Genomic DNA, 17,209 nt, shown 5'->3' with positions numbered 1-17,209 from the left:
GGGCACAGGGAGAGTTTTATGTCCGTTTGCGCTCCGAACGCTGTCCTCACGGTCAGCGGTATCGGTAAGACCTACGCTCAGCCGGTACTGACCGGCATCGACCTGACGCTGATCCGCGGTGAAGTGTTGGCACTGACCGGTGAGAATGGCGCCGGCAAAAGTACGCTGTCGAAGATCATCGGCGGGCTGGTCACGCCGACCACCGGCCAGATGCAATTCCAGGGGCAGGATTACCGTCCCGGCAGCCGGACCCAGGCTGAAGACCTGGGCATCCGCATGGTCATGCAAGAACTCAATCTGTTGCCGACCCTGTCGGTGGCGGAAAACCTGTTTCTCGACAACTTGCCCAGCAACGGTGGCTGGATCAGTCGCAAGCAGTTGCGCAAAGCGGCGATCGAGGCCATGGCCCAGGTCGGCCTCGACGCGATCGACCCGGACACGCTGGTCGGCGACCTCGGCATCGGCCACCAGCAAATGGTCGAGATTGCCCGCAACCTGATCGGCGACTGCCATGTGCTGATCCTCGACGAACCGACGGCCATGCTGACGGCTCGTGAAGTCGAAATGTTGTTCGAGCAGATCACCCGCCTGCAATCCCGTGGCGTGTCGATCATCTATATCTCCCATCGCCTTGAAGAACTGGCGAGGGTCGCTCAGCGCATTGCGGTGTTGCGCGACGGCAACCTGGTCTGCGTCGAGCCGATGGCCAATTACAACAGCGAGCAACTGGTCACGTTGATGGTCGGTCGTGAGCTCGGCGAACACATGGACATGGGGCCGCGCAAGATCGGCGCTCCCGCGTTGACGGTCAAGGGCCTGAGTCGTTCGGACAAGGTTCGCGATGTGTCCTTCGAAGTGCGTGCTGGCGAAATCTATGGGATCTCCGGATTGATCGGAGCAGGGCGCACCGAGTTGCTGCGCCTGATCTTCGGCGCCGACACTGCGGACAGCGGCACGGTCGCGCTCGGGTCTCCGGCTCAGGTGGTGAGTATCCGCTCGCCGGCCGATGCAGTGGGTCACGGCATCGCCCTGATCACGGAAGACCGCAAAGGCGAAGGCTTGCTGCTGACCCAATCGATCAGCGCCAACATTGCCTTGGGCAACATGCCGGTGATTTCCAGTGGCGGTTTCGTCAACAACGGCGACGAGATGTCTTTGGCTCGGCGTCAGATCGACGCCATGCGCATCCGCAGTTCGAGCCCGACACAATTGGTCTCCGAACTGTCCGGTGGCAACCAGCAAAAGGTCGTGATCGGCCGCTGGCTCGAGCGTGATTGCTCGGTGATGTTGTTTGACGAGCCCACCCGTGGCATCGATGTCGGCGCCAAATTCGACATTTATGCGTTACTCGGCGAGCTGACCCGCCAGGGCAAGGCGCTGGTGGTGGTGTCCAGCGATCTGCGCGAGCTGATGCTGATCTGCGACCGGATCGGTGTGCTGTCGGCGGGGCGCCTGATCGACACGTTCGAGCGCGACAGCTGGACCCAGGATGACTTGCTTGCCGCCGCTTTTGCCGGCTACCAAAAACGTGATGCGCTGCTCAATGAAGCGGCGCCTAGGGACCTTCCATGAAAACTGCATCTTCTGCCGGCAAACGTAGTGGCAACTTCTACGGCCTGGGCACCTATCTGGGCCTGGCCGGTGCCTTGCTGGCGATGATTGCGCTGTTCTCGGTATTGAGCAGCCACTTTCTTTCTTATGACACGTTCAGCACCCTGGCCAACCAGATTCCCGATCTGATGGTGCTGGCGGTCGGCATGACCTTCGTGTTGATTATCGGTGGCATCGACCTCTCGGTCGGTTCGGTGTTGGCGCTGGCGGCATCAACGGTCAGCGTGGCCATTCTCGGCTGGGGCTGGAGCGTCCTGCCCGCCGCATTGCTCGGCATGGCGGCGGCGGCATTGGCCGGGACCATTACCGGTTCGATCACCGTGGCCTGGCGGATTCCGTCATTCATCGTCTCTCTGGGCGTGCTGGAAATGGCCCGGGGCGTGGCGTATCAGATGACCGGGTCGCGCACCGCTTATATCGGTGATGCCTTCGCCTGGCTGTCCAACCCGATTGCCTTCGGCATCTCGCCATCGTTCATCATTGCCTTGCTGATAATCTTCATCGCGCAGGCCGTGTTGACTCGTACGGTGTTCGGTCGCTACCTGATCGGCATTGGCACCAATGAAGAAGCGGTGCGTCTGGCGGGGATCAATCCAAAACCCTACAAGATTCTGGTGTTCAGCTTGATGGGGCTGCTGGCCGGTATTGCCGCGTTGTTTCAGATTTCCAGGCTCGAGGCGGCGGATCCCAATGCTGGCTCCGGGCTGGAGTTGCAGGTCATCGCCGCTGTCGTCATCGGTGGCACCAGCTTGATGGGTGGCCGTGGTTCGGTGATCAGCACCTTTTTCGGCGTCCTGATCATTTCCGTGTTGGCAGCGGGCCTCGCGCAAATCGGCGCGACCGAGCCCACCAAACGCATCATCACCGGCGCGGTGATCGTGGTGGCGGTGGTGCTGGATACTTATCGCAGTCAACGCGCAAGCCGGCGGACCTGAATCATGGCAACGATCAAGGATGTAGCCGCACTCGCGGGCATTTCCTACACCACCGTGTCACATGTGGTGAACAAGACCCGGCCGGTCAGTCAGGAGGTGCGGATCAAGGTCGAAGAGGCGATCAAGACGCTGGACTACGTGCCGAGCGCCGTAGCCCGTTCGTTGAAAGCCAAAACCACCGCGACCATCGGGTTGCTGGTGCCCAACAGCCTCAACCCGTACTTCGCCGAACTGGCGCGAGGCATCGAGGATTACTGCGAGCGTAAGGGGTATTGCGTCATTCTCTGCAACTCCGACGACAACCCGGACAAGCAGCGCAGCTACCTTCGCGTATTGCTCGAAAAGCGCATCGACGGTTTGATCGTGGCGTCGGCCGGTGGCGATGCGGGGCTGGCGGAAGGTCTCGCCGGTGTACGCACGCCGATGGTCATCGTCGACCGCGGGCTGGAAGGTGTGAATGCCGATCTGGTGCGCATTGATCACGAATACGGCGCGTATCTGGCCACTCGGCATCTACTGGAACTGGGGCATCGGGACATCGCCATGATCGGCGGTCCGGCAGGTACCAGTGTGGCGCAAATGCGTCTGGCGGGTTATTGCCGTGCCTTGCAAGAGGCGGGCGTCGACGTCAATCGCAAGCGCATGCTGGAAAGCGACTTCACCAGCACCGGCGGTTACAACGCGGCAGCGATTTTGTTGGAGCGCAATCCGCCCAGTGCGATCTTTGCCGGTAACGACATGATCGGTATCGGCGTGCTGCGAGCGGCCGCCGAACGCAATGTTCGCGTACCGAGCGAGCTGTCGGTGATCGGCTTCGACGATATCCAGATGAGCCGTTATGTCTATCCGGCGCTGACCACCGTGGGGCAGTCGATACTGCAGCTCGGTGAGATGGCGGCTGAGGTGCTTTTGCGCAGGATCGCCACGCCGGACATGGCCACCGATCAGCGCATCGTGACGCCCAGCATTGTGCTGCGAGAGTCGACAGCGCCGCTCGCCGGCGTGTTTGCCCAGTTTCGTTGAAACACCGCGCCGCTAAACCAAAAGCACTGCAGATAAAGAATTAATGAGTAGCAATGTATGCCAGCAAAAGTAGTGGTGATAGGCAGTCTGAACATGGACCTGGTAACCCGGGCGCCAAGGCTGCCGCGTGGTGGTGAAACGCTGATCGGGCAGTCGTTTGCCACCGTTTCCGGTGGCAAGGGCGCCAATCAGGCCGTCGCAGCAGCCCGATTGGGCGCCGAGGTATCGATGGTCGGTTGTGTGGGCAACGATGCCTATGGCACAGAACTGCGCGAAGCCCTGTTGGTCGAGGGCATCGATTGTCAGGCTGTCAGTACCGTTGAGGATTCCAGTGGCGTCGCGTTGATCGTGGTCGATGACGACAGTCAGAACGCTATTGTCATTGTTGCGGGTGCCAACGGATCGCTGACACCGCAAGTCATCGACCGTTTTGACGCCGTGTTGCAGGCGGCGGATGTGATTATTTGTCAGCTGGAAGTACCGGATGCAACGGTGGGCCATGCACTAAAGCGGGGTCGTGAGCTGGGCAAGACTATCATTCTCAACCCTGCGCCTGCCAGTCGCCCATTGCCGGCCGACTGGTTTGCCGCCATCGATTACCTGATCCCCAATGAAAGCGAAGCCTCTGCTTTGACGGGGTTGTCGGTGGATTCCCTGGAGTCGGCGGAAACCGCCGCGACCCGATTGATCGCCATGGGCGTGGGTAAAGTGATCATTACCTTAGGCGCCGAAGGCTCGCTGTTCGCCGACGGGGCACGCCTGGAGCATTTCCCGGCACCGAAGGTCAAAGCCGTCGATACCACCGCCGCCGGAGATACCTTCGTGGGTGGATTTGCCGCCGCATTAGCGTCTGGCAGCAGTGAAGCTGAGGCGATCCGCTTCGGTCAGGTTGCCGCAGCCCTTTCGGTCACCCGTGCAGGCGCGCAACCCTCGATTCCGACCTTGTCCGACGTACAGGCATTTAAAGCACCATGAAAAAAACACCATTGCTCAATGTCGCGTTGTCGCGGCTGATTGCCTCGCTGGGTCATGGCGATAGGGTCGTGATCGGTGATGCCGGTCTGCCGGTGCCGCCAGGTGTCGAACTGATCGATCTGGCGCTGACCCAGGGGATTCCGGACTTTGTCAGTACATTGAAAGTTGTGCTGAGCGAAATGCAGGTCGAAAGCCATGTGCTGGCTCGCGAGATTCTCGACAAGCAGCCACCTGCATTGAGTGTTCTGGACGAGTTGAACGCTGAAGGCGCTCTGGGTTCGCGCGAGTTGCTCAGTCATGACCAGTTCAAGGTCCTCACCCGACAGGCGCGGGCGATTGTTCGTACAGGTGAGTGTGCGCCGTACTGCAACATTGTGCTGGTGTCGGGGGTGACGTTCTAGCGCGTTGTACACATTGGATTTTTCCTGCGCACAAGGAGTGCGATATGCCCCGCTATGCTATGAAACTGCACCATCTGCTTCGGAGTCTGCTGCTTTTGTCCCTGATTACTGCAACGAGCGCCCAGTCGGCGGAAAAGATCGACTTGATCATCGACACCGATCCGGGAACCGACGACGTGGTCGCTTTGCTGTTTGCCCTGGCGTCGCCCGATGAGCTGAACATTCGTGCAGTGACTACCGTGGCCGGCAACGTGCGTCTGGACAAGACATCGCGTAATGCTCGACTGGCCCGGGAGTGGGCAGGGCGCGAAGACGTGCCGGTTTATGCCGGTGCGCCGAAGCCGCTGATGCGCACGCCGATCTATGCGGAGAACATTCATGGCAAGGAGGGGCTGTCAGGCGTCGCCGTGCATGAACCCAAGAAGGGCCTGGCTGAAGGCAGTGCGGTCAATTACCTGATCGACACCTTGAAAACGGCCAAACCCCACAGCATCACGATCGCCATGCTCGGCCCGCAGACCAACCTGGCGCTGGCGCTGATCCAGGAGCCTGAAATCGTTCAGGGTATTAAGGAAGTGGTGATCATGGGCGGTGCGCACTTCAACGGTGGCAACATTACGCCGGTGGCCGAGTTCAACCTGTTCGCCGATCCGCAGGCCGGCGAAATCGTGTTGAAAAGTGGCGTGAAACTGACTTATCTACCGCTGGATGTGACCCACAAGATCCTCACCAGCGAATCGCGCCTGAAGCAGATCGCGGCGATCAACAACAATGCCAGCAAGTTGGTGGGTGACATTCTCAATGGATATATCAAGGATGACATGGAGCACTACGGAATTCCCGGTGGCCCGGTGCATGACGCCACCGTCATCGCCTACCTGCTCAAGCCTGAGCTGTTCAGCGGTCGCTCGGTCAACGTGGTCGTTGATAGCCGCGAAGGTCCGACCTTTGGTCAAACGATTGTCGACTGGTATGGCGGCCTGAACGCGCCGAAAAATGCGTTCTGGGTTGAGAGTGGCGATGCTCAGGGCTTCTTCGACTTGCTGACTCAGCGTCTGGCCCGTTTGAAATAAACCGCACGCCCGCAGGTGCCAGCCTGCGGGTTTTACGCCCGTCCTGCCTCTACGGCGGCTTTTTGGTCCGCCAGGTGTTTTTCGAAGATTTGCTCGATGAACGATTGTGCGGCCTCGGTTCCAAGGTCCCGGACCAATAGATCGATACCGATAATGGCGAGCTCTTCCGTACTGCTTGGGCTGTAGGAGCTATGTCCGTCCTGCCACTTGGCTTTGATGTCGGCGTCGATGCTTACGGTGGTCATGATGGCGCTCGTGAAGTCGGGGAAGTCTGAAAGTCGAGTTAACCATTTTGCGCGGCGTTTGGCACTCCGACTTAGGCATGGGAGGAGGGCTATGCGACACTTGGTCTTTGATGAATTTTCAAGGACCGCGCTGTGCAGATCGATTTGAATACCCCTGACGGTTTGACCCTTGAGGCTGTGCGCCAGTTGTTGGCGTCCGCCAGTGACGATGAACACACTCAGCTGCGGGTCACCCAAGGCGGCATTGCCTACATCTCGTCGGGTGTCGTCGGCGGCACTGACATCGCAGGGCTGCGATTTCGGCTGGAGACTTGGGCAAAAGGCTCGGGCTACGTCGGATTAGTCGCAGCCAGTGACGAAGTCTGGGTCATGCAGATTTTCAACGCGTTGAAAGACAACTGGCCGAACCCGCCGTACGACTACATTGACGTTTATTGAGCGCTGTTCATATTCAGTCACGATTGAGTGCTGAAGGGCAGGGCGATGCTCAGGCACACTCGGCGCATGTGCGAATCGAGGGTCGGGTGGGGCATTCGCCTTGAAACCTAACGCCGAAATGGCGGTCGCACGATCTCTGCTTAATAATTGAAAAGGAGGCTTCATGCCTTGGAAGCTCGCGTCATTGGGGACTGTGTTTGCCGTCACTCTGCTGGCAGGTTGCAGCAGTCCGTCATCCGAGTCGGCAACTGACCCTGTAACGACGACTGACACGGGTCATAGCCGCTGCGAAGCAAAGGCTGCGCAATTCACTGTTGGCAAAGTGGCTTCGCCCGAACTGCTGGAGCAGGCGCGCACTCGCGCAGGCGCACAGAATGCACGGTTCTTGTCGCCCAACGACATGGTGACCCTGGAGTACCGCTCTGATCGCCTGAACCTCAACACCGATGCCAATCGGGTGGTCACTCGCGTCAACTGCGGCTGATTGCACCAGGCTTTTGTTTCTCCCATAAAAAACCCCGTCACATGGACGGGGTTTTTTTAGTGCGCCAGAAACTTACTCTGGGCGAACTTGTGCAGCTTGCATACCCTTTTGGCCTTTCTCAGCCACGAAGGAAACGGTTTGGCCTTCTTTCAGGCTTTTGAAACCGTCGCTTTCGATAGCTTTGAAGTGTACGAACAGGTCGTCACCGCCACCTTGAGGAGTGATGAAGCCGAAGCCTTTTTCATCGTTGAACCATTTAACGGTGCCGGTTTGGCGATTAGACATGGTGTATCTCCAAGAAACATATATTTTCAGTAGTGCTGTGCTGCTCAGGCCAACTGGGCACACCGGAGTATCATAGTCGAAATGTTAGCTTTGGGAGCCCCCCGGACGCGCTGTTTGCCCTCATATAGCATGCTTTTCGTCGCGTAGAATGGCTGGAAGCCCCGGTTTAAGCGGCTTTGTGCTAAAAAACAGGGCAGTAAAAAAAGCCATAAAACCTGCGTAAATTATGTAAATCAGCTCTTTTTTGGCTGGTTTTGACCTGCTAATCCATCAAAAGCTGCACTGCAAAACCTTATTTCTGGACTCTGCACGCCGAGATTTCTTTCAGAGCACGCTGGCTCAACTCAGGGCCAGGTGGATTGTTTTTGTCCATCAGCTGAGTGATTTCCTGGGTAGTGAATTTTTTATCGAGAACGTCGGCACCGCATGCGCAGTGCTTCTTCGCTTCGGCTGGATTCAATTTTTGGCTGGCAGCTTTGGTGCAGTCGCTCATGTACTGGTCTTTCACGCCAGCCGGCCATGCGGCATGTGCGCTCAGTGGCAGCAGCAGGGCTAGCGGGGCGGCGACGGTAAAAAGACGGGTAAGACGCATGTCAGGAACTCCTTGGGGTCGATAATCTGTAGCGATTCTCAGCCTATTTGAGGTGGCCCGTACATCTCAAGTTCACTCTGCGCGTAAAAGTGTGGAAATCTTCATTGTCCGAGTACGCAGGCGTCGACGACCGTTCATCTGTGCTAGCATGTCTGGCTCGGGCGTTTGCAAGCTCCGGATGACCTTCAGTCCCGGTGGCGGTAAATGCGCGAATAACCCTGATTTGAATCCCAGTCACTCTGGTTCGGTTTTCCGGTTGGCCGCAAGGCTCCTGCCGCTGTAAGGCAGGCGTTCGTCATTGAATGGCCTGGATCGGATCTTGTACTGGCTCATCCCAACCCACGTGACCTTTGGTAGGGGTCACCACTAGGAGAGGAGGCGCCATGCCAACTATTACTCTTCCCGACGGCAGTCAACGTTCATTCGATCACCCGGTTTCCGTAGCCGAGGTCGCCGCATCCATTGGTGCTGGCTTGGCCAAAGCCACCGTGGCCGGCAAGGTCAATGGCAAGCTGGTCGACGCCAGCGACATCATCGACAGCGATTCCACACTGCAAATCATTACGCCAAAGGATGAAGAGGGGCTGGAGATCATTCGCCACTCTTGCGCCCACCTGGTTGGCCACGCGGTCAAGCAGTTGTACCCGACCGCCAAAATGGTGATCGGGCCGGTCATTGACGAAGGCTTCTATTACGACATCGCCTTCGAGCGTCCTTTTACTCCGGACGACCTGGCCGCCATCGAACAGCGCATGCAGCAGCTGATCGAGAAAGATTACGACGTGATCAAGAAAGTCACTCCGCGCGCCGAAGTGATTGAGGTGTTCAAGGCCCGTGGCGAAGACTACAAACTGCGCCTGGTCGAGGACATGCCGAACGAGCAGGCCATGGGTTTGTACTATCACGAAGAATACGTCGACATGTGCCGCGGCCCGCACGTGCCGAACACGCGTTTCTTGAAATCCTTCAAGCTGACCAAGTTGTCCGGCGCCTACTGGCGTGGCGATGCCAAGAACGAGCAATTGCAGCGCGTTTACGGCACTGCCTGGGCGGACAAGAAGCAGCTGGCGGCTTACATCCAGCGCATCGAAGAAGCTGAAAAGCGCGATCACCGCAAGATCGGCAAGCGCCTGGGCCTGTTCCACACCCAGGAAGAGTCGCCGGGCATGGTGTTCTGGCACCCGAACGGCTGGACGCTGTACCAGGTCCTCGAGCAGTACATGCGCAAGGTTCAGCGCGACAACGGCTACCTGGAGATCAAGACGCCTCAGGTCGTTGACCGCAGCTTGTGGGAGAAATCCGGGCACTGGGCCAACTACGCCGACAACATGTTCACCACCCAGTCGGAAAACCGCGACTACGCCATCAAGCCAATGAACTGCCCTTGCCACGTGCAAGTGTTCAATCAGGGCCTTAAAAGCTACCGCGAGTTGCCGATGCGTCTGGCCGAATTCGGTGCTTGCCACCGTAACGAGCCATCGGGTGCGTTGCACGGCATCATGCGTGTGCGTGCGTTCACTCAGGATGACGCCCACATCTTCTGCACTGAAGAGCAGATGCAGGCTGAATCCGCTGCGTTCATAAAGCTGACCATGGACGTTTATGCCGACTTCGGCTTCAAAGACGTCGAGATGAAGCTGTCCACTCGTCCGGAAAAACGCGTAGGTTCCGACGAATTGTGGGATCGCGCCGAAGCGGCTTTGGCTGCAGCCCTTGATAGCGCGGGCCTGCCGTACGATTTGCAGCCAGGCGAAGGTGCGTTCTACGGTCCGAAGATCGAGTTCTCGCTGAAAGATTGCCTTGGCCGTGTCTGGCAGTGTGGTACCCTTCAGCTCGATTTTAACCTGCCTGTCCGTCTGGGAGCCGAATACGTCTCCGAAGACAACAGTCGCAAGCACCCGGTAATGTTGCACCGGGCGATCCTGGGCTCCTTCGAACGTTTCGTCGGAATCCTGATCGAGCACTACGAGGGTGCATTCCCTGCGTGGCTGGCTCCGACCCAGGCAGTGATTATGAATATCACTGATAAACAAGCCGATTTTGCTGCTGAAGTTGAAAAAACTCTCAACGAAAGCGGATTTCGTGCCAAGTCTGACTTGAGAAATGAAAAGATCGGCTTTAAAATCCGCGAGCATACTTTGCTCAAGGTTCCCTATCTCTTGGTTATCGGAGATCGGGAAGTCGAGATGCAGACTGTCGCTGTGCGTACTCGTGAAGGTGCTGACCTGGGCTCGATGCCCGTCGCCCAGTTCGCTGAGTTTCTCGCGCAAGCGGTTTCCCGGCGTGGTCGCCCAGATTCGGAGTAATTATTATTAAGCGTGAAATGAGACAAGATAAACGAGCTGCACCGAAAGCCCCGATCAACGAGAATATCTCGGCACGCGAGGTTCGGTTAATTGGGGCTGAAGGCGAGCAGCTTGGGATTGTGTCAATTGAAGACGCGCTTCTTAAGGCTGAAGAAGCCAAGCTCGATTTGGTGGAAATTTCCGCCGATGCAGTACCCCCTGTTTGCAAGCTGATGGACTACGGCAAGTCGATCTTCGAGAAGAAGAAGCAGATTGCTGCGGCCAAGAAAAACCAGAAGCAGATCCAGGTTAAAGAAATCAAGTTTCGTCCAGGGACGGAGGAAGGGGATTACCAGGTAAAACTGCGCAACCTGGTACGTTTCCTGAGTGATGGGGACAGGGCCAAGGTATCCTTGCGATTCCGCGGCCGTGAGATGGCCCACCAGGAGCTGGGGATGGAACTCCTCAAGCGAGTTGAAGGTGACTTGCTCGAGTACGGTTCGGTCGAACAGCATCCTAAGATGGAAGGACGCCAGCTGATCATGGTCATCGCCCCGAAAAAGAAGAAGTAATCAACAGGGCACGGCAGGCCTTCTGATTATGTTTATCAACTGAATGCGGAGTATCCGAACATGCCAAAAATGAAAACTAAAAGTGGTGCTGCTAAGCGGTTTCTGAAAACTGCTAACGGTATCAAGCACAAGCACGCTTTCAAGAGCCACATCCTGACTAAAATGTCGACCAAGCGTAAGCGTCAACTGCGCGGTAGCAGCTTGCTGGCACCGTGTGACGTGGCAAAAGTCGAGCGCATGCTGCGCCTTCGTTAATTTAGTCAAGAATAGAGGAAGTAACTCATGGCTCGTGTAAAGCGTGGCGTCATTGCCCGTAAACGTCACAAAAAAATTCTGAAACTTGCTAAAGGCTACTACGGCGCTCGCTCGCGCGTATTCCGTGTTGCCAAGCAAGCGGTAATCAAGGCAGGCCAATACGCCTACCGTGACCGTCGTCAGAAAAAACGTCAGTTCCGCGCTCTGTGGATCGCTCGTATCAACGCTGGTGCACGTATCAACGGTCTGTCCTACAGCCGTTTCATCGCCGGCCTGAAAAAAGCGTCCATCGAGATCGACCGTAAGGTTCTGGCTGATCTGGCAGTGAACGAAAAAGCGGCGTTTGCTGCGATTGTCGAGAAAGCTAAAGCCACCTTGGCTTAAGTACCCCCGACAGTCACCCGGCCTCATCTCTGTGGGGCCAGGTGTTAAACGTCATAAATAGGGGAAGAGCCTTCAAGCTCTTCCCCTATTTTGTATCTGGAGTCTGTACATGGAAAACCTGGACGCGCTCGTCTCTCAAGCACTAGAGGCTGTGCAAAGCGCTGAAGATATCAATGCCCTGGAGCAAATCCGGGTTCACTACCTTGGCAAAAAGGGTGAATTGACTCAGGTGATGAAGACCCTGGGGAATTTGCCGGCAGAAGAGCGTCCGCAAGTCGGCGCCCTGATCAACGTTGCCAAGGAGCGTGTCACAGAGGTTCTCAATGCTCGCAAGGCACTGTTTGAAGAGGCCGACCTGGCAGCCAAACTGTCTGCCGAGTCCATTGACGTGACCCTGCCTGGCCGCGGCCAGACTTCCGGTGGTCTGCATCCGGTTACCCGGACTCTGGAACGTATCGAACAGTTCTTCACCCACATTGGCTACGGCATTGCCGAAGGCCCTGAGGTCGAAGACGATTATCACAACTTTGAAGCGCTCAACATCCCAGGCCACCACCCCGCCCGGTCGATGCATGACACCTTCTATTTCAATGCCAACATGTTGCTGCGCACCCATACCTCGCCGGTACAGGTCCGCACCATGGAATCGAAACAGCCGCCGATCCGCATCGTCTGCCCAGGCCGTGTGTACCGTAGCGACTCCGATATTACCCATTCGCCGATGTTCCACCAGGTCGAAGGCCTGCTGGTCGATCGCGATATCAACTTCGCCGACCTGAAAGGGACCATCGAAGAATTCCTGCGCGTGTTCTTCGAAAAAGAACTGGCCGTGCGTTTCCGTCCTTCGTACTTCCCGTTCACCGAGCCATCCGCTGAAGTCGACATGGAATGCGTGATGTGCAGCGGTAAAGGCTGCCGCGTCTGCAAGCAGACTGGCTGGCTGGAAGTGATGGGCTGCGGCATGGTTCACCCGAACGTGTTGCGTATGTCCGGGATCGACCCGGAAGAGTTTTCGGGCTTTGCCTTCGGCATGGGCGTTGAGCGTCTGGCCATGCTGCGTTACGGCGTGAACGACTTGCGTCTGTTCTTCGACAACGACTTGCGGTTCCTCGCGCAATTTCGCTAGTCGTAACGAATTCTTAGGAGAGCAGGATGAAATTCAGTGAACAATGGCTGCGTGGCTGGGTAAGCCCGCAGGTAAGTCGCGACGAGCTGGTTGCTCGTCTGTCGATGGCCGGTCTTGAGGTCGATAGCGTTACGCCGGCCGCCGGTGTTTTCAGCGGTGTGGTCGTGGGCGAGGTGCTGAGCACCGAGCAGCACCCGGACGCTGACAAGCTGCGTGTGTGCCAGGTCAGCAATGGCTCGGAGACCTTCCAGGTCGTCTGCGGCGCGCCAAACGTGCGCCCGGGCCTGAAGATCCCGTTTGCCATGATCGGTGCCGAGCTGCCGGGCGACTTCAAAATCAAAAAAGCCAAGCTGCGTGGCGTTGAGTCCAACGGCATGCTGTGCTCGCAAGCCGAGCTGCAAGTGGGCGAAGGCAACGATGGCCTGATGGAATTACCGGTCGATGCACCGGTCGGTCAGGACATTCGCGAATACCTGAGCCTGAACGACGCCAGCATCGAGGTTGACCTGACCCCGAACCGCGGCGACTGCCTGTCCCTGGCCGGTCTGGCCCGTGAAGTCGGCGCGCTGTACGCCGCCACCGTCACTCGCCCGGTTGTTGCCACCGTTCCAGCCGTGCACGACGAAGTGCGTTCGGTTGAAGTGCTGGCGCCAGCCGCTTGCCCGCGTTACCTGGGGCGTGTGATTCGTAACGTCGACCTGTCCAAGCCTACGCCGTTGTGGATGGTTGAGCGCCTGCGTCGTTCCGAAGTGCGCAGCATCGACGCGGCTGTCGACATCACCAACTACGTGATGCTGGAGCTGGGTCAACCGCTGCACGCCTTCGATCTCGCCGAAATCAATGGCGGCATTCGCGTGCGCATGGCCGAAGAAGGCGAGAAGCTGGTGCTGCTCGACGGTCAGGAAGTCACCCTGCGTAGCGATACGCTGGTGATTGCCGACCACACCCGCGCCTTGGCTATCGCCGGCGTCATGGGTGGCGAGCACAGTGGTGTGAACACCGCGACCACTCGCGATATTTTCCTTGAAAGCGCGTTCTTCGATCAGATCGCTGTCGCTGGCAAGGCCCGTTCCTACGGCCTGCACACCGACGCCTCGCACCGCTACGAGCGTGGCGTGGACTGGCAACTGGCCCGTGAAGCCATGGAGCGCGCCACTGGCCTGCTGCTGGAGATCACTGGCGGTGAAGCCGGCCCGATCATCGAAACCGTCAGCGAACAGCATCTGCCGAAGATTGCTCCGGTGACGTTGCGCGCACAGCGCATCACCCAAATGCTGGGCATGGAAATGGATTCAGCCGAAGTCGAGCGTCTGCTCAACGCTTTGGGCCTGACCGTTTCCGCCGACGGGGCAGGGCAGTGGCGCGTTGAAGTGCCAAGCCACCGCTTCGACATCAGCCTGGAAGTCGATCTGATCGAAGAGCTGGCCCGTCTGTACGGTTACAACCGTCTGCCGGTTCGCTACCCGCAAGCTCGCCTGGCGCCACAAGCCAAGGCCGAAGCGCGCAGCGATCTGCCTGAGCTGCGTCGCCTGCTGGTCGCCCGTGGTTACCAGGAAGCGATCACCTACAGCTTCATCGATCCGAAACAATTCGAACTGTTTAATCCGGGTGTGGAACCACTGCTGCTGGCCAACCCGATTTCGAACGACATGGCGGCCATGCGCTCGTCCTTGTGGCCAGGCCTGGTCAAGGCGCTTCAGCACAACCTGAATCGTCAACAGGACCGCGTCCGTCTGTTCGAAAGCGGTCTGCGCTTCGTCGGTCAACTCGAAGGCCTGAAGCAAGAGCCAATGCTCGCCGGTGTGGTGTGCGGTAGCCGTCTGCCGGAAGGCTGGGCGCAGGGTCGCGATGTCGTGGACTTCTTTGACGTCAAGGCTGATGTGGAAGCGGTGCTGGGCTTTGCCGGTGCGCTGAACTCTTTCACTTTCGTGCCGGGCAAACACCCAGCGCTGCACCCGGGTCAAACCGCGCGTATCGAACGTGAAGGCCGTCTGGTCGGTTTTGTCGGCGCCATCCACCCCGAATTGTCGAAAACCCTCGGCCTCGACCGTCCGGTGTTCGTATTCGAGCTGGTTCTGGCGGAAGTGGCGTTGGGTAAAATGCCAAAATTCCAAGAGTTATCGCGCTTTCCTGAAGTGCGTCGTGACCTTGCACTGATTGCCGAAAAAGACGTCGCAGCCAGCGCAGTACTGGACGTAATCCGTGAAAATGCAGGGGAATGGCTGACGGACCTCAGGCTATTTGACGTGTATCAGGGTAAAGGCATTGATCCTGATAGAAAAAGCCTCGCAGTCGGCTTGACCTGGCAGCATCCATCGCGCACTCTTAATGACGATGAGGTGAATACCACGACGCAAAACATCCTCACCTCGCTCGAACAAAGGTTGAACGCCACGTTAAGGAAGTGACGTATGGGGGCTCTGACGAAAGCTGAGATGGCGGAACGTCTGTATGAAGAGCTGGGCCTGAATAAACGGGAGGCCAAGGAATTGGTCGAACTGTTTTTTGAAGAAATCAGGCACGCTCTTGAAGACAACGAACAAGTCAAATTGTCCGGTTTCGGCAATTTCGACCTTCGGGACAAACGCCAGCGGCCTGGCCGCAATCCGAAAACGGGGGAAGAAATCCCGATCACGGCGCGCCGTGTGGTCACCTTTCGTCCAGGGCAGAAGTTGAAGGCCCGAGTTGAGGCTTATGCTGGAACCAAGTCATAACGACGAGCTCCCCGTCATCCCAGGCAAACGCTACTTCACCATCGGTGAAGTCAGCGAGCTGTGTGCCGTAAAACCGCACGTGCTGCGCTATTGGGAGCAGGAGTTTCCTCAACTCAACCCCGTCAAACGCCGCGGGAACCGCCGGTATTATCAGCGACAAGACGTGCTGATGATCCGGCAGATCCGCGCGCTTCTTTACGATCAAGGGTTCACCATCGGCGGCGCGCGCTTGCGCTTGTCCGGCGATGAAGCCAAAGACGACACCACCCAATACAAACAAATGATTCGGCAGATGATTGCCGAGCTGGAAGATGTGTTGGTGGTCCTCAAGAAATAATTTCCTGCGTTTGAATACTTCCAGTTTTCAAAAGCTTGCGATATATTCTTGAGCGTCCTTCGAGAAGAGGGGCGAGTTTCACCGCCTAGTCGGGGCGTAGCGCAGTCCGGTAGCGCACTAGCATGGGGTGCTAGGGGTCGAGTGTTCGAATCACTCCGTCCCGACCATATATTTAAAGGGTCGCGAGATTTTATCTCGCGGCCCTTTTTTACTTTCAGTGTCCCCTCCTGATAGAAAAGCTGCCGCCATTTAGCGCAGCCTTTTCAGCGATCACAGCTCGCTGATACTGACCCAGCGCTGCTCCCGAGCCGCCAGTCGAATCGCCGTCGCCAGTCGCTCCACTTCAAAGGCTTGCTCGAAATCAGTGCCGGCTTGTCCGTGCCCGGCCAACGCCATGATCAGTTCATGTACTTCTAGCGTCTTCAGTTCGTTGTAGCCCAGCTGATGCCCTGGCGCTGGACTGAACGCTGCGTAACCGGGCAGGTTTGGGCCGGCCAATAAACGCTGGAATCCGTCTTGCCCGGCGCGGCACAGGCGTAACTCATTCAAACGTTCCTGATCGAACGCAAGGGTGCCTTGCGTACCACTGATCTCGAAGCTCAGATGATTCTTGTAACCGTGCTTGAGCCAACTGCTGCTGAAGGTACCGCGCACGCCGCTGGAAAAGCGCAGCAGGGCATGTGTCTCATCATCCACCGCAATGTGACGCAGTTCCAGGCTACCGGCGGTGGCCGGGCGCTGACGATGCACGGTCTGGGAGTCGGCGCACACCGCTTCGACAGTGCCGAGCAGATAACGCGCCATGGCGAGCAAGTGGCTGCCCAGATCGGCCAGGGCCCCGCCGGCATGTTCGGCCTCACAGCGCCACGACCAAGGGGATGCTGGATCGGCCATGAAGTCTTCGCTGAATTCGCCTTGAAAACTGATGATCTCGCCGAGACTGCCGTTCAGTATCAGTTCCCTTGCCAGGCCGATGATCGGGTTGTGCTGGTAGTTGTAGCCGACACGCGTAACGACGCCTGCATTCTTGGCTGCCAGGTGCATGGCATTGGCTTGTTCAAGGTTCACCGCCAGCGGCTTTTCGCAGTACACCGCCTTGCCGGCGCGAATAGCGGACATTGCCATCGGGTAGTGCAGGTGGTTGGGCGTGGTGATGGCGATCAGGTTGACCTTGGGATCGTCGACTAATTGCTGCCAGTCGTCATAGGCGTGCTCAAAGCTCCAGGCGGTGGCGCATGCTTGCGCACGAACGGGGTCGGCGTCGGCCAGGGCGGTGAGGCGAAGCGTGAAGGGCAGTTCGAATGCCGCACTGACGTTACGAAACGCCAAGGCATGGGCGCGGCCCATGAATCCCGTGCCGATAAGTCCGATTCCGAGTTCGCGCATGACAGATCCTTTGGATTCTTGTTTTCAGAGATCCAATTAATAGAATATTTATTCCTTTTTATCAATTTATGAAAATAATATTTACATC

Annotated in this window: 20 protein-coding genes and 1 tRNA gene; 17 read left to right on the top strand and 4 right to left on the bottom strand. The window is 57.6% G+C overall.

Translation table 11 applies throughout. From position 1 onward, the window contains the following. The first annotated feature begins 18 nt into the window (after positions 1-18). The 6 genes from J2X66_RS01755 to J2X66_RS01730 are packed head-to-tail and all read left to right on the top strand — an operon-like array spanning position 19 to position 6,018. Positions 19-1,572, top strand: coding sequence for a sugar ABC transporter ATP-binding protein (locus J2X66_RS01755; RefSeq protein ID WP_310260103.1), 1,554 nt, complete (start codon positions 19-21; stop codon positions 1,570-1,572). Continuing rightward, entirely contained in the window at positions 1,569-2,546 is a 978-nt protein-coding gene (locus J2X66_RS01750; RefSeq protein ID WP_027921561.1) for an ABC transporter permease, read from the top strand. The genes J2X66_RS01755 and J2X66_RS01750 overlap by 4 nt, the downstream gene beginning before the upstream one ends. A 3-nt stretch (positions 2,547-2,549) precedes the next feature. Then, positions 2,550-3,569, top strand: coding sequence for a LacI family DNA-binding transcriptional regulator (locus tag J2X66_RS01745; protein ID WP_310260099.1), 1,020 nt, complete (start codon positions 2,550-2,552; stop codon positions 3,567-3,569). Positions 3,570-3,626: 57 nt separating this feature from the next. After that, complete coding sequence (gene rbsK / locus J2X66_RS01740; RefSeq protein WP_310260096.1) at positions 3,627-4,544, top strand: ribokinase; 918 nt, start codon at positions 3,627-3,629, stop codon at positions 4,542-4,544. After that, a complete protein-coding gene (gene rbsD / locus J2X66_RS01735; protein WP_310260095.1) occupies positions 4,541-4,945 on the top strand; it encodes a D-ribose pyranase in 405 nt (134 codons plus the stop codon). Before rbsK ends, rbsD begins: the two co-directional genes overlap by 4 nt. A 44-nt stretch (positions 4,946-4,989) precedes the next feature. Further along, the gene (locus J2X66_RS01730; RefSeq protein ID WP_310260092.1) at positions 4,990-6,018 is read left to right on the top strand and encodes a nucleoside hydrolase; all 1,029 of its coding nucleotides are present in this window, start codon (positions 4,990-4,992) and stop codon (positions 6,016-6,018) included. A 32-nt stretch (positions 6,019-6,050) separates the two neighbouring features. On the opposite strand, the gene J2X66_RS01725 is transcribed toward J2X66_RS01730, so the two are convergent. Further along, positions 6,051-6,263, bottom strand: coding sequence for a hypothetical protein (locus J2X66_RS01725; protein ID WP_027921556.1), 213 nt, complete (start codon positions 6,261-6,263; stop codon positions 6,051-6,053). 132 nt (positions 6,264-6,395) lie between these two features. On the opposite strand from J2X66_RS01725, the gene J2X66_RS01720 reads away from it, so the two are divergent. Both J2X66_RS01720 and J2X66_RS01715 read left to right on the top strand, forming a co-directional pair. Beyond that, a complete protein-coding gene (locus J2X66_RS01720) occupies positions 6,396-6,701 on the top strand; it encodes a hypothetical protein (protein ID WP_310260088.1) in 306 nt (101 codons plus the stop codon). 163 nt (positions 6,702-6,864) lie between these two features. Beyond that, a complete protein-coding gene (locus J2X66_RS01715) occupies positions 6,865-7,185 on the top strand; it encodes an I78 family peptidase inhibitor (protein WP_027921554.1) in 321 nt (106 codons plus the stop codon). A gap of 72 nt (positions 7,186-7,257) precedes the next feature. Here J2X66_RS01715 and J2X66_RS01710 read toward each other — a convergent pair whose 3' ends face one another. Together J2X66_RS01710 and J2X66_RS01705 are read right to left on the bottom strand one after the other, a co-directional pair. Continuing rightward, positions 7,258-7,470 carry a cold-shock protein gene (locus J2X66_RS01710; protein WP_003179963.1) on the bottom strand — a complete coding sequence of 71 codons (213 nt, stop codon included), beginning with the start codon at positions 7,468-7,470 and terminating at the stop codon, positions 7,258-7,260. A 292-nt stretch (positions 7,471-7,762) separates the two neighbouring features. Further along, positions 7,763-8,062 carry a hypothetical protein gene (locus J2X66_RS01705; RefSeq protein ID WP_310260084.1) on the bottom strand — a complete coding sequence of 100 codons (300 nt, stop codon included), beginning with the start codon at positions 8,060-8,062 and terminating at the stop codon, positions 7,763-7,765. Between the two features lie 383 nt (positions 8,063-8,445). Between J2X66_RS01705 and thrS the strand changes: the two genes are divergently transcribed. The 9 genes from thrS to J2X66_RS01660 all read left to right on the top strand — a co-directional run bounded on the left by thrS (position 8,446) and on the right by J2X66_RS01660 (position 15,902). After that, the gene (gene thrS, locus J2X66_RS01700; protein ID WP_010455934.1) at positions 8,446-10,368 is read left to right on the top strand and encodes a threonine--tRNA ligase; all 1,923 of its coding nucleotides are present in this window, start codon (positions 8,446-8,448) and stop codon (positions 10,366-10,368) included. Further along, on the top strand, positions 10,368-10,919 hold the full coding sequence (infC, locus tag J2X66_RS01695) for a translation initiation factor IF-3 (RefSeq protein WP_172435341.1): 552 nt from the start codon (positions 10,368-10,370) through the stop codon (positions 10,917-10,919). Before thrS ends, infC begins: the two co-directional genes overlap by 1 nt. Positions 10,920-10,979: 60 nt before the next feature. Further along, positions 10,980-11,174, top strand: a complete 195-nt coding sequence (gene rpmI / locus J2X66_RS01690) for a 50S ribosomal protein L35 (protein WP_008145659.1) — start codon at positions 10,980-10,982, stop codon at positions 11,172-11,174. 27 nt (positions 11,175-11,201) lie between these two features. Continuing rightward, entirely contained in the window at positions 11,202-11,558 is a 357-nt protein-coding gene (gene rplT / locus J2X66_RS01685; protein WP_007905879.1) for a 50S ribosomal protein L20, read from the top strand. Positions 11,559-11,667: 109 nt separating this feature from the next. Further along, complete coding sequence (pheS, locus tag J2X66_RS01680) at positions 11,668-12,684, top strand: phenylalanine--tRNA ligase subunit alpha (protein ID WP_007905876.1); 1,017 nt, start codon at positions 11,668-11,670, stop codon at positions 12,682-12,684. 26 nt (positions 12,685-12,710) lie between these two features. Continuing rightward, a complete protein-coding gene (gene pheT, locus J2X66_RS01675; protein WP_310260079.1) occupies positions 12,711-15,092 on the top strand; it encodes a phenylalanine--tRNA ligase subunit beta in 2,382 nt (793 codons plus the stop codon). A gap of 3 nt (positions 15,093-15,095) precedes the next feature. Next, the gene (gene ihfA, locus J2X66_RS01670) at positions 15,096-15,398 is read left to right on the top strand and encodes an integration host factor subunit alpha (RefSeq protein WP_002553164.1); all 303 of its coding nucleotides are present in this window, start codon (positions 15,096-15,098) and stop codon (positions 15,396-15,398) included. Further along, positions 15,379-15,735 carry a MerR family transcriptional regulator gene (locus J2X66_RS01665; protein WP_003179985.1) on the top strand — a complete coding sequence of 119 codons (357 nt, stop codon included), beginning with the start codon at positions 15,379-15,381 and terminating at the stop codon, positions 15,733-15,735. Before ihfA ends, J2X66_RS01665 begins: the two co-directional genes overlap by 20 nt. Positions 15,736-15,825: 90 nt before the next feature. After that, positions 15,826-15,902 (top strand) — tRNA-Pro (locus tag J2X66_RS01660). Positions 15,903-16,005: 103 nt separating this feature from the next. On the opposite strand, the gene J2X66_RS01655 is transcribed toward J2X66_RS01660, so the two are convergent. Further along, the gene (locus tag J2X66_RS01655; RefSeq protein WP_310260076.1) at positions 16,006-17,121 is read right to left on the bottom strand and encodes a Gfo/Idh/MocA family oxidoreductase; all 1,116 of its coding nucleotides are present in this window, start codon (positions 17,119-17,121) and stop codon (positions 16,006-16,008) included. Positions 17,122-17,209: the final 88 nt, after the last annotated feature.

Origin of the sequence: Pseudomonas sp. 3296 (assembly GCF_031456615.1) — a bacterium.
Classification (GTDB): domain Bacteria; phylum Pseudomonadota; class Gammaproteobacteria; order Pseudomonadales; family Pseudomonadaceae; genus Aquipseudomonas; species Aquipseudomonas mucoides.
The sequence above is the reverse complement of the archived record's forward strand: the minus strand, read 5'-3'. Positions and strand labels throughout refer to the sequence as shown.

What these genes read in the sequence shown, in the direction of transcription:
- J2X66_RS01755 (WP_310260103.1), top strand. Translation starts at nt 19, where the DNA reads ATGTCCGTTTGCGCTCCGAACGCTGTCCTCACGGTCAGCGGTATCGGT.
- J2X66_RS01750 (WP_027921561.1), top strand. Translation starts at nt 1,569, where the DNA reads ATGAAAACTGCATCTTCTGCCGGCAAACGTAGTGGCAACTTCTACGGC.
- J2X66_RS01745 (WP_310260099.1), top strand. Translation starts at nt 2,550, where the DNA reads ATGGCAACGATCAAGGATGTAGCCGCACTCGCGGGCATTTCCTACACC.
- rbsK (WP_310260096.1), top strand. Translation starts at nt 3,627, where the DNA reads ATGCCAGCAAAAGTAGTGGTGATAGGCAGTCTGAACATGGACCTGGTA.
- rbsD (WP_310260095.1), top strand. Translation starts at nt 4,541, where the DNA reads ATGAAAAAAACACCATTGCTCAATGTCGCGTTGTCGCGGCTGATTGCC.
- J2X66_RS01730 (WP_310260092.1), top strand. Translation starts at nt 4,990, where the DNA reads ATGCCCCGCTATGCTATGAAACTGCACCATCTGCTTCGGAGTCTGCTG.
- J2X66_RS01725 (WP_027921556.1), bottom strand. Translation starts at nt 6,263, where the DNA reads ATGACCACCGTAAGCATCGACGCCGACATCAAAGCCAAGTGGCAGGAC.
- J2X66_RS01715 (WP_027921554.1), top strand. Translation starts at nt 6,865, where the DNA reads ATGCCTTGGAAGCTCGCGTCATTGGGGACTGTGTTTGCCGTCACTCTG.
- J2X66_RS01710 (WP_003179963.1), bottom strand. Translation starts at nt 7,470, where the DNA reads ATGTCTAATCGCCAAACCGGCACCGTTAAATGGTTCAACGATGAAAAA.
- J2X66_RS01705 (WP_310260084.1), bottom strand. Translation starts at nt 8,062, where the DNA reads ATGCGTCTTACCCGTCTTTTTACCGTCGCCGCCCCGCTAGCCCTGCTG.
- thrS (WP_010455934.1), top strand. Translation starts at nt 8,446, where the DNA reads ATGCCAACTATTACTCTTCCCGACGGCAGTCAACGTTCATTCGATCAC.
- rpmI (WP_008145659.1), top strand. Translation starts at nt 10,980, where the DNA reads ATGCCAAAAATGAAAACTAAAAGTGGTGCTGCTAAGCGGTTTCTGAAA.
- rplT (WP_007905879.1), top strand. Translation starts at nt 11,202, where the DNA reads ATGGCTCGTGTAAAGCGTGGCGTCATTGCCCGTAAACGTCACAAAAAA.
- pheS (WP_007905876.1), top strand. Translation starts at nt 11,668, where the DNA reads ATGGAAAACCTGGACGCGCTCGTCTCTCAAGCACTAGAGGCTGTGCAA.
- pheT (WP_310260079.1), top strand. Translation starts at nt 12,711, where the DNA reads ATGAAATTCAGTGAACAATGGCTGCGTGGCTGGGTAAGCCCGCAGGTA.
- ihfA (WP_002553164.1), top strand. Translation starts at nt 15,096, where the DNA reads ATGGGGGCTCTGACGAAAGCTGAGATGGCGGAACGTCTGTATGAAGAG.
- J2X66_RS01665 (WP_003179985.1), top strand. Translation starts at nt 15,379, where the DNA reads ATGCTGGAACCAAGTCATAACGACGAGCTCCCCGTCATCCCAGGCAAA.
- J2X66_RS01655 (WP_310260076.1), bottom strand. Translation starts at nt 17,121, where the DNA reads ATGCGCGAACTCGGAATCGGACTTATCGGCACGGGATTCATGGGCCGC.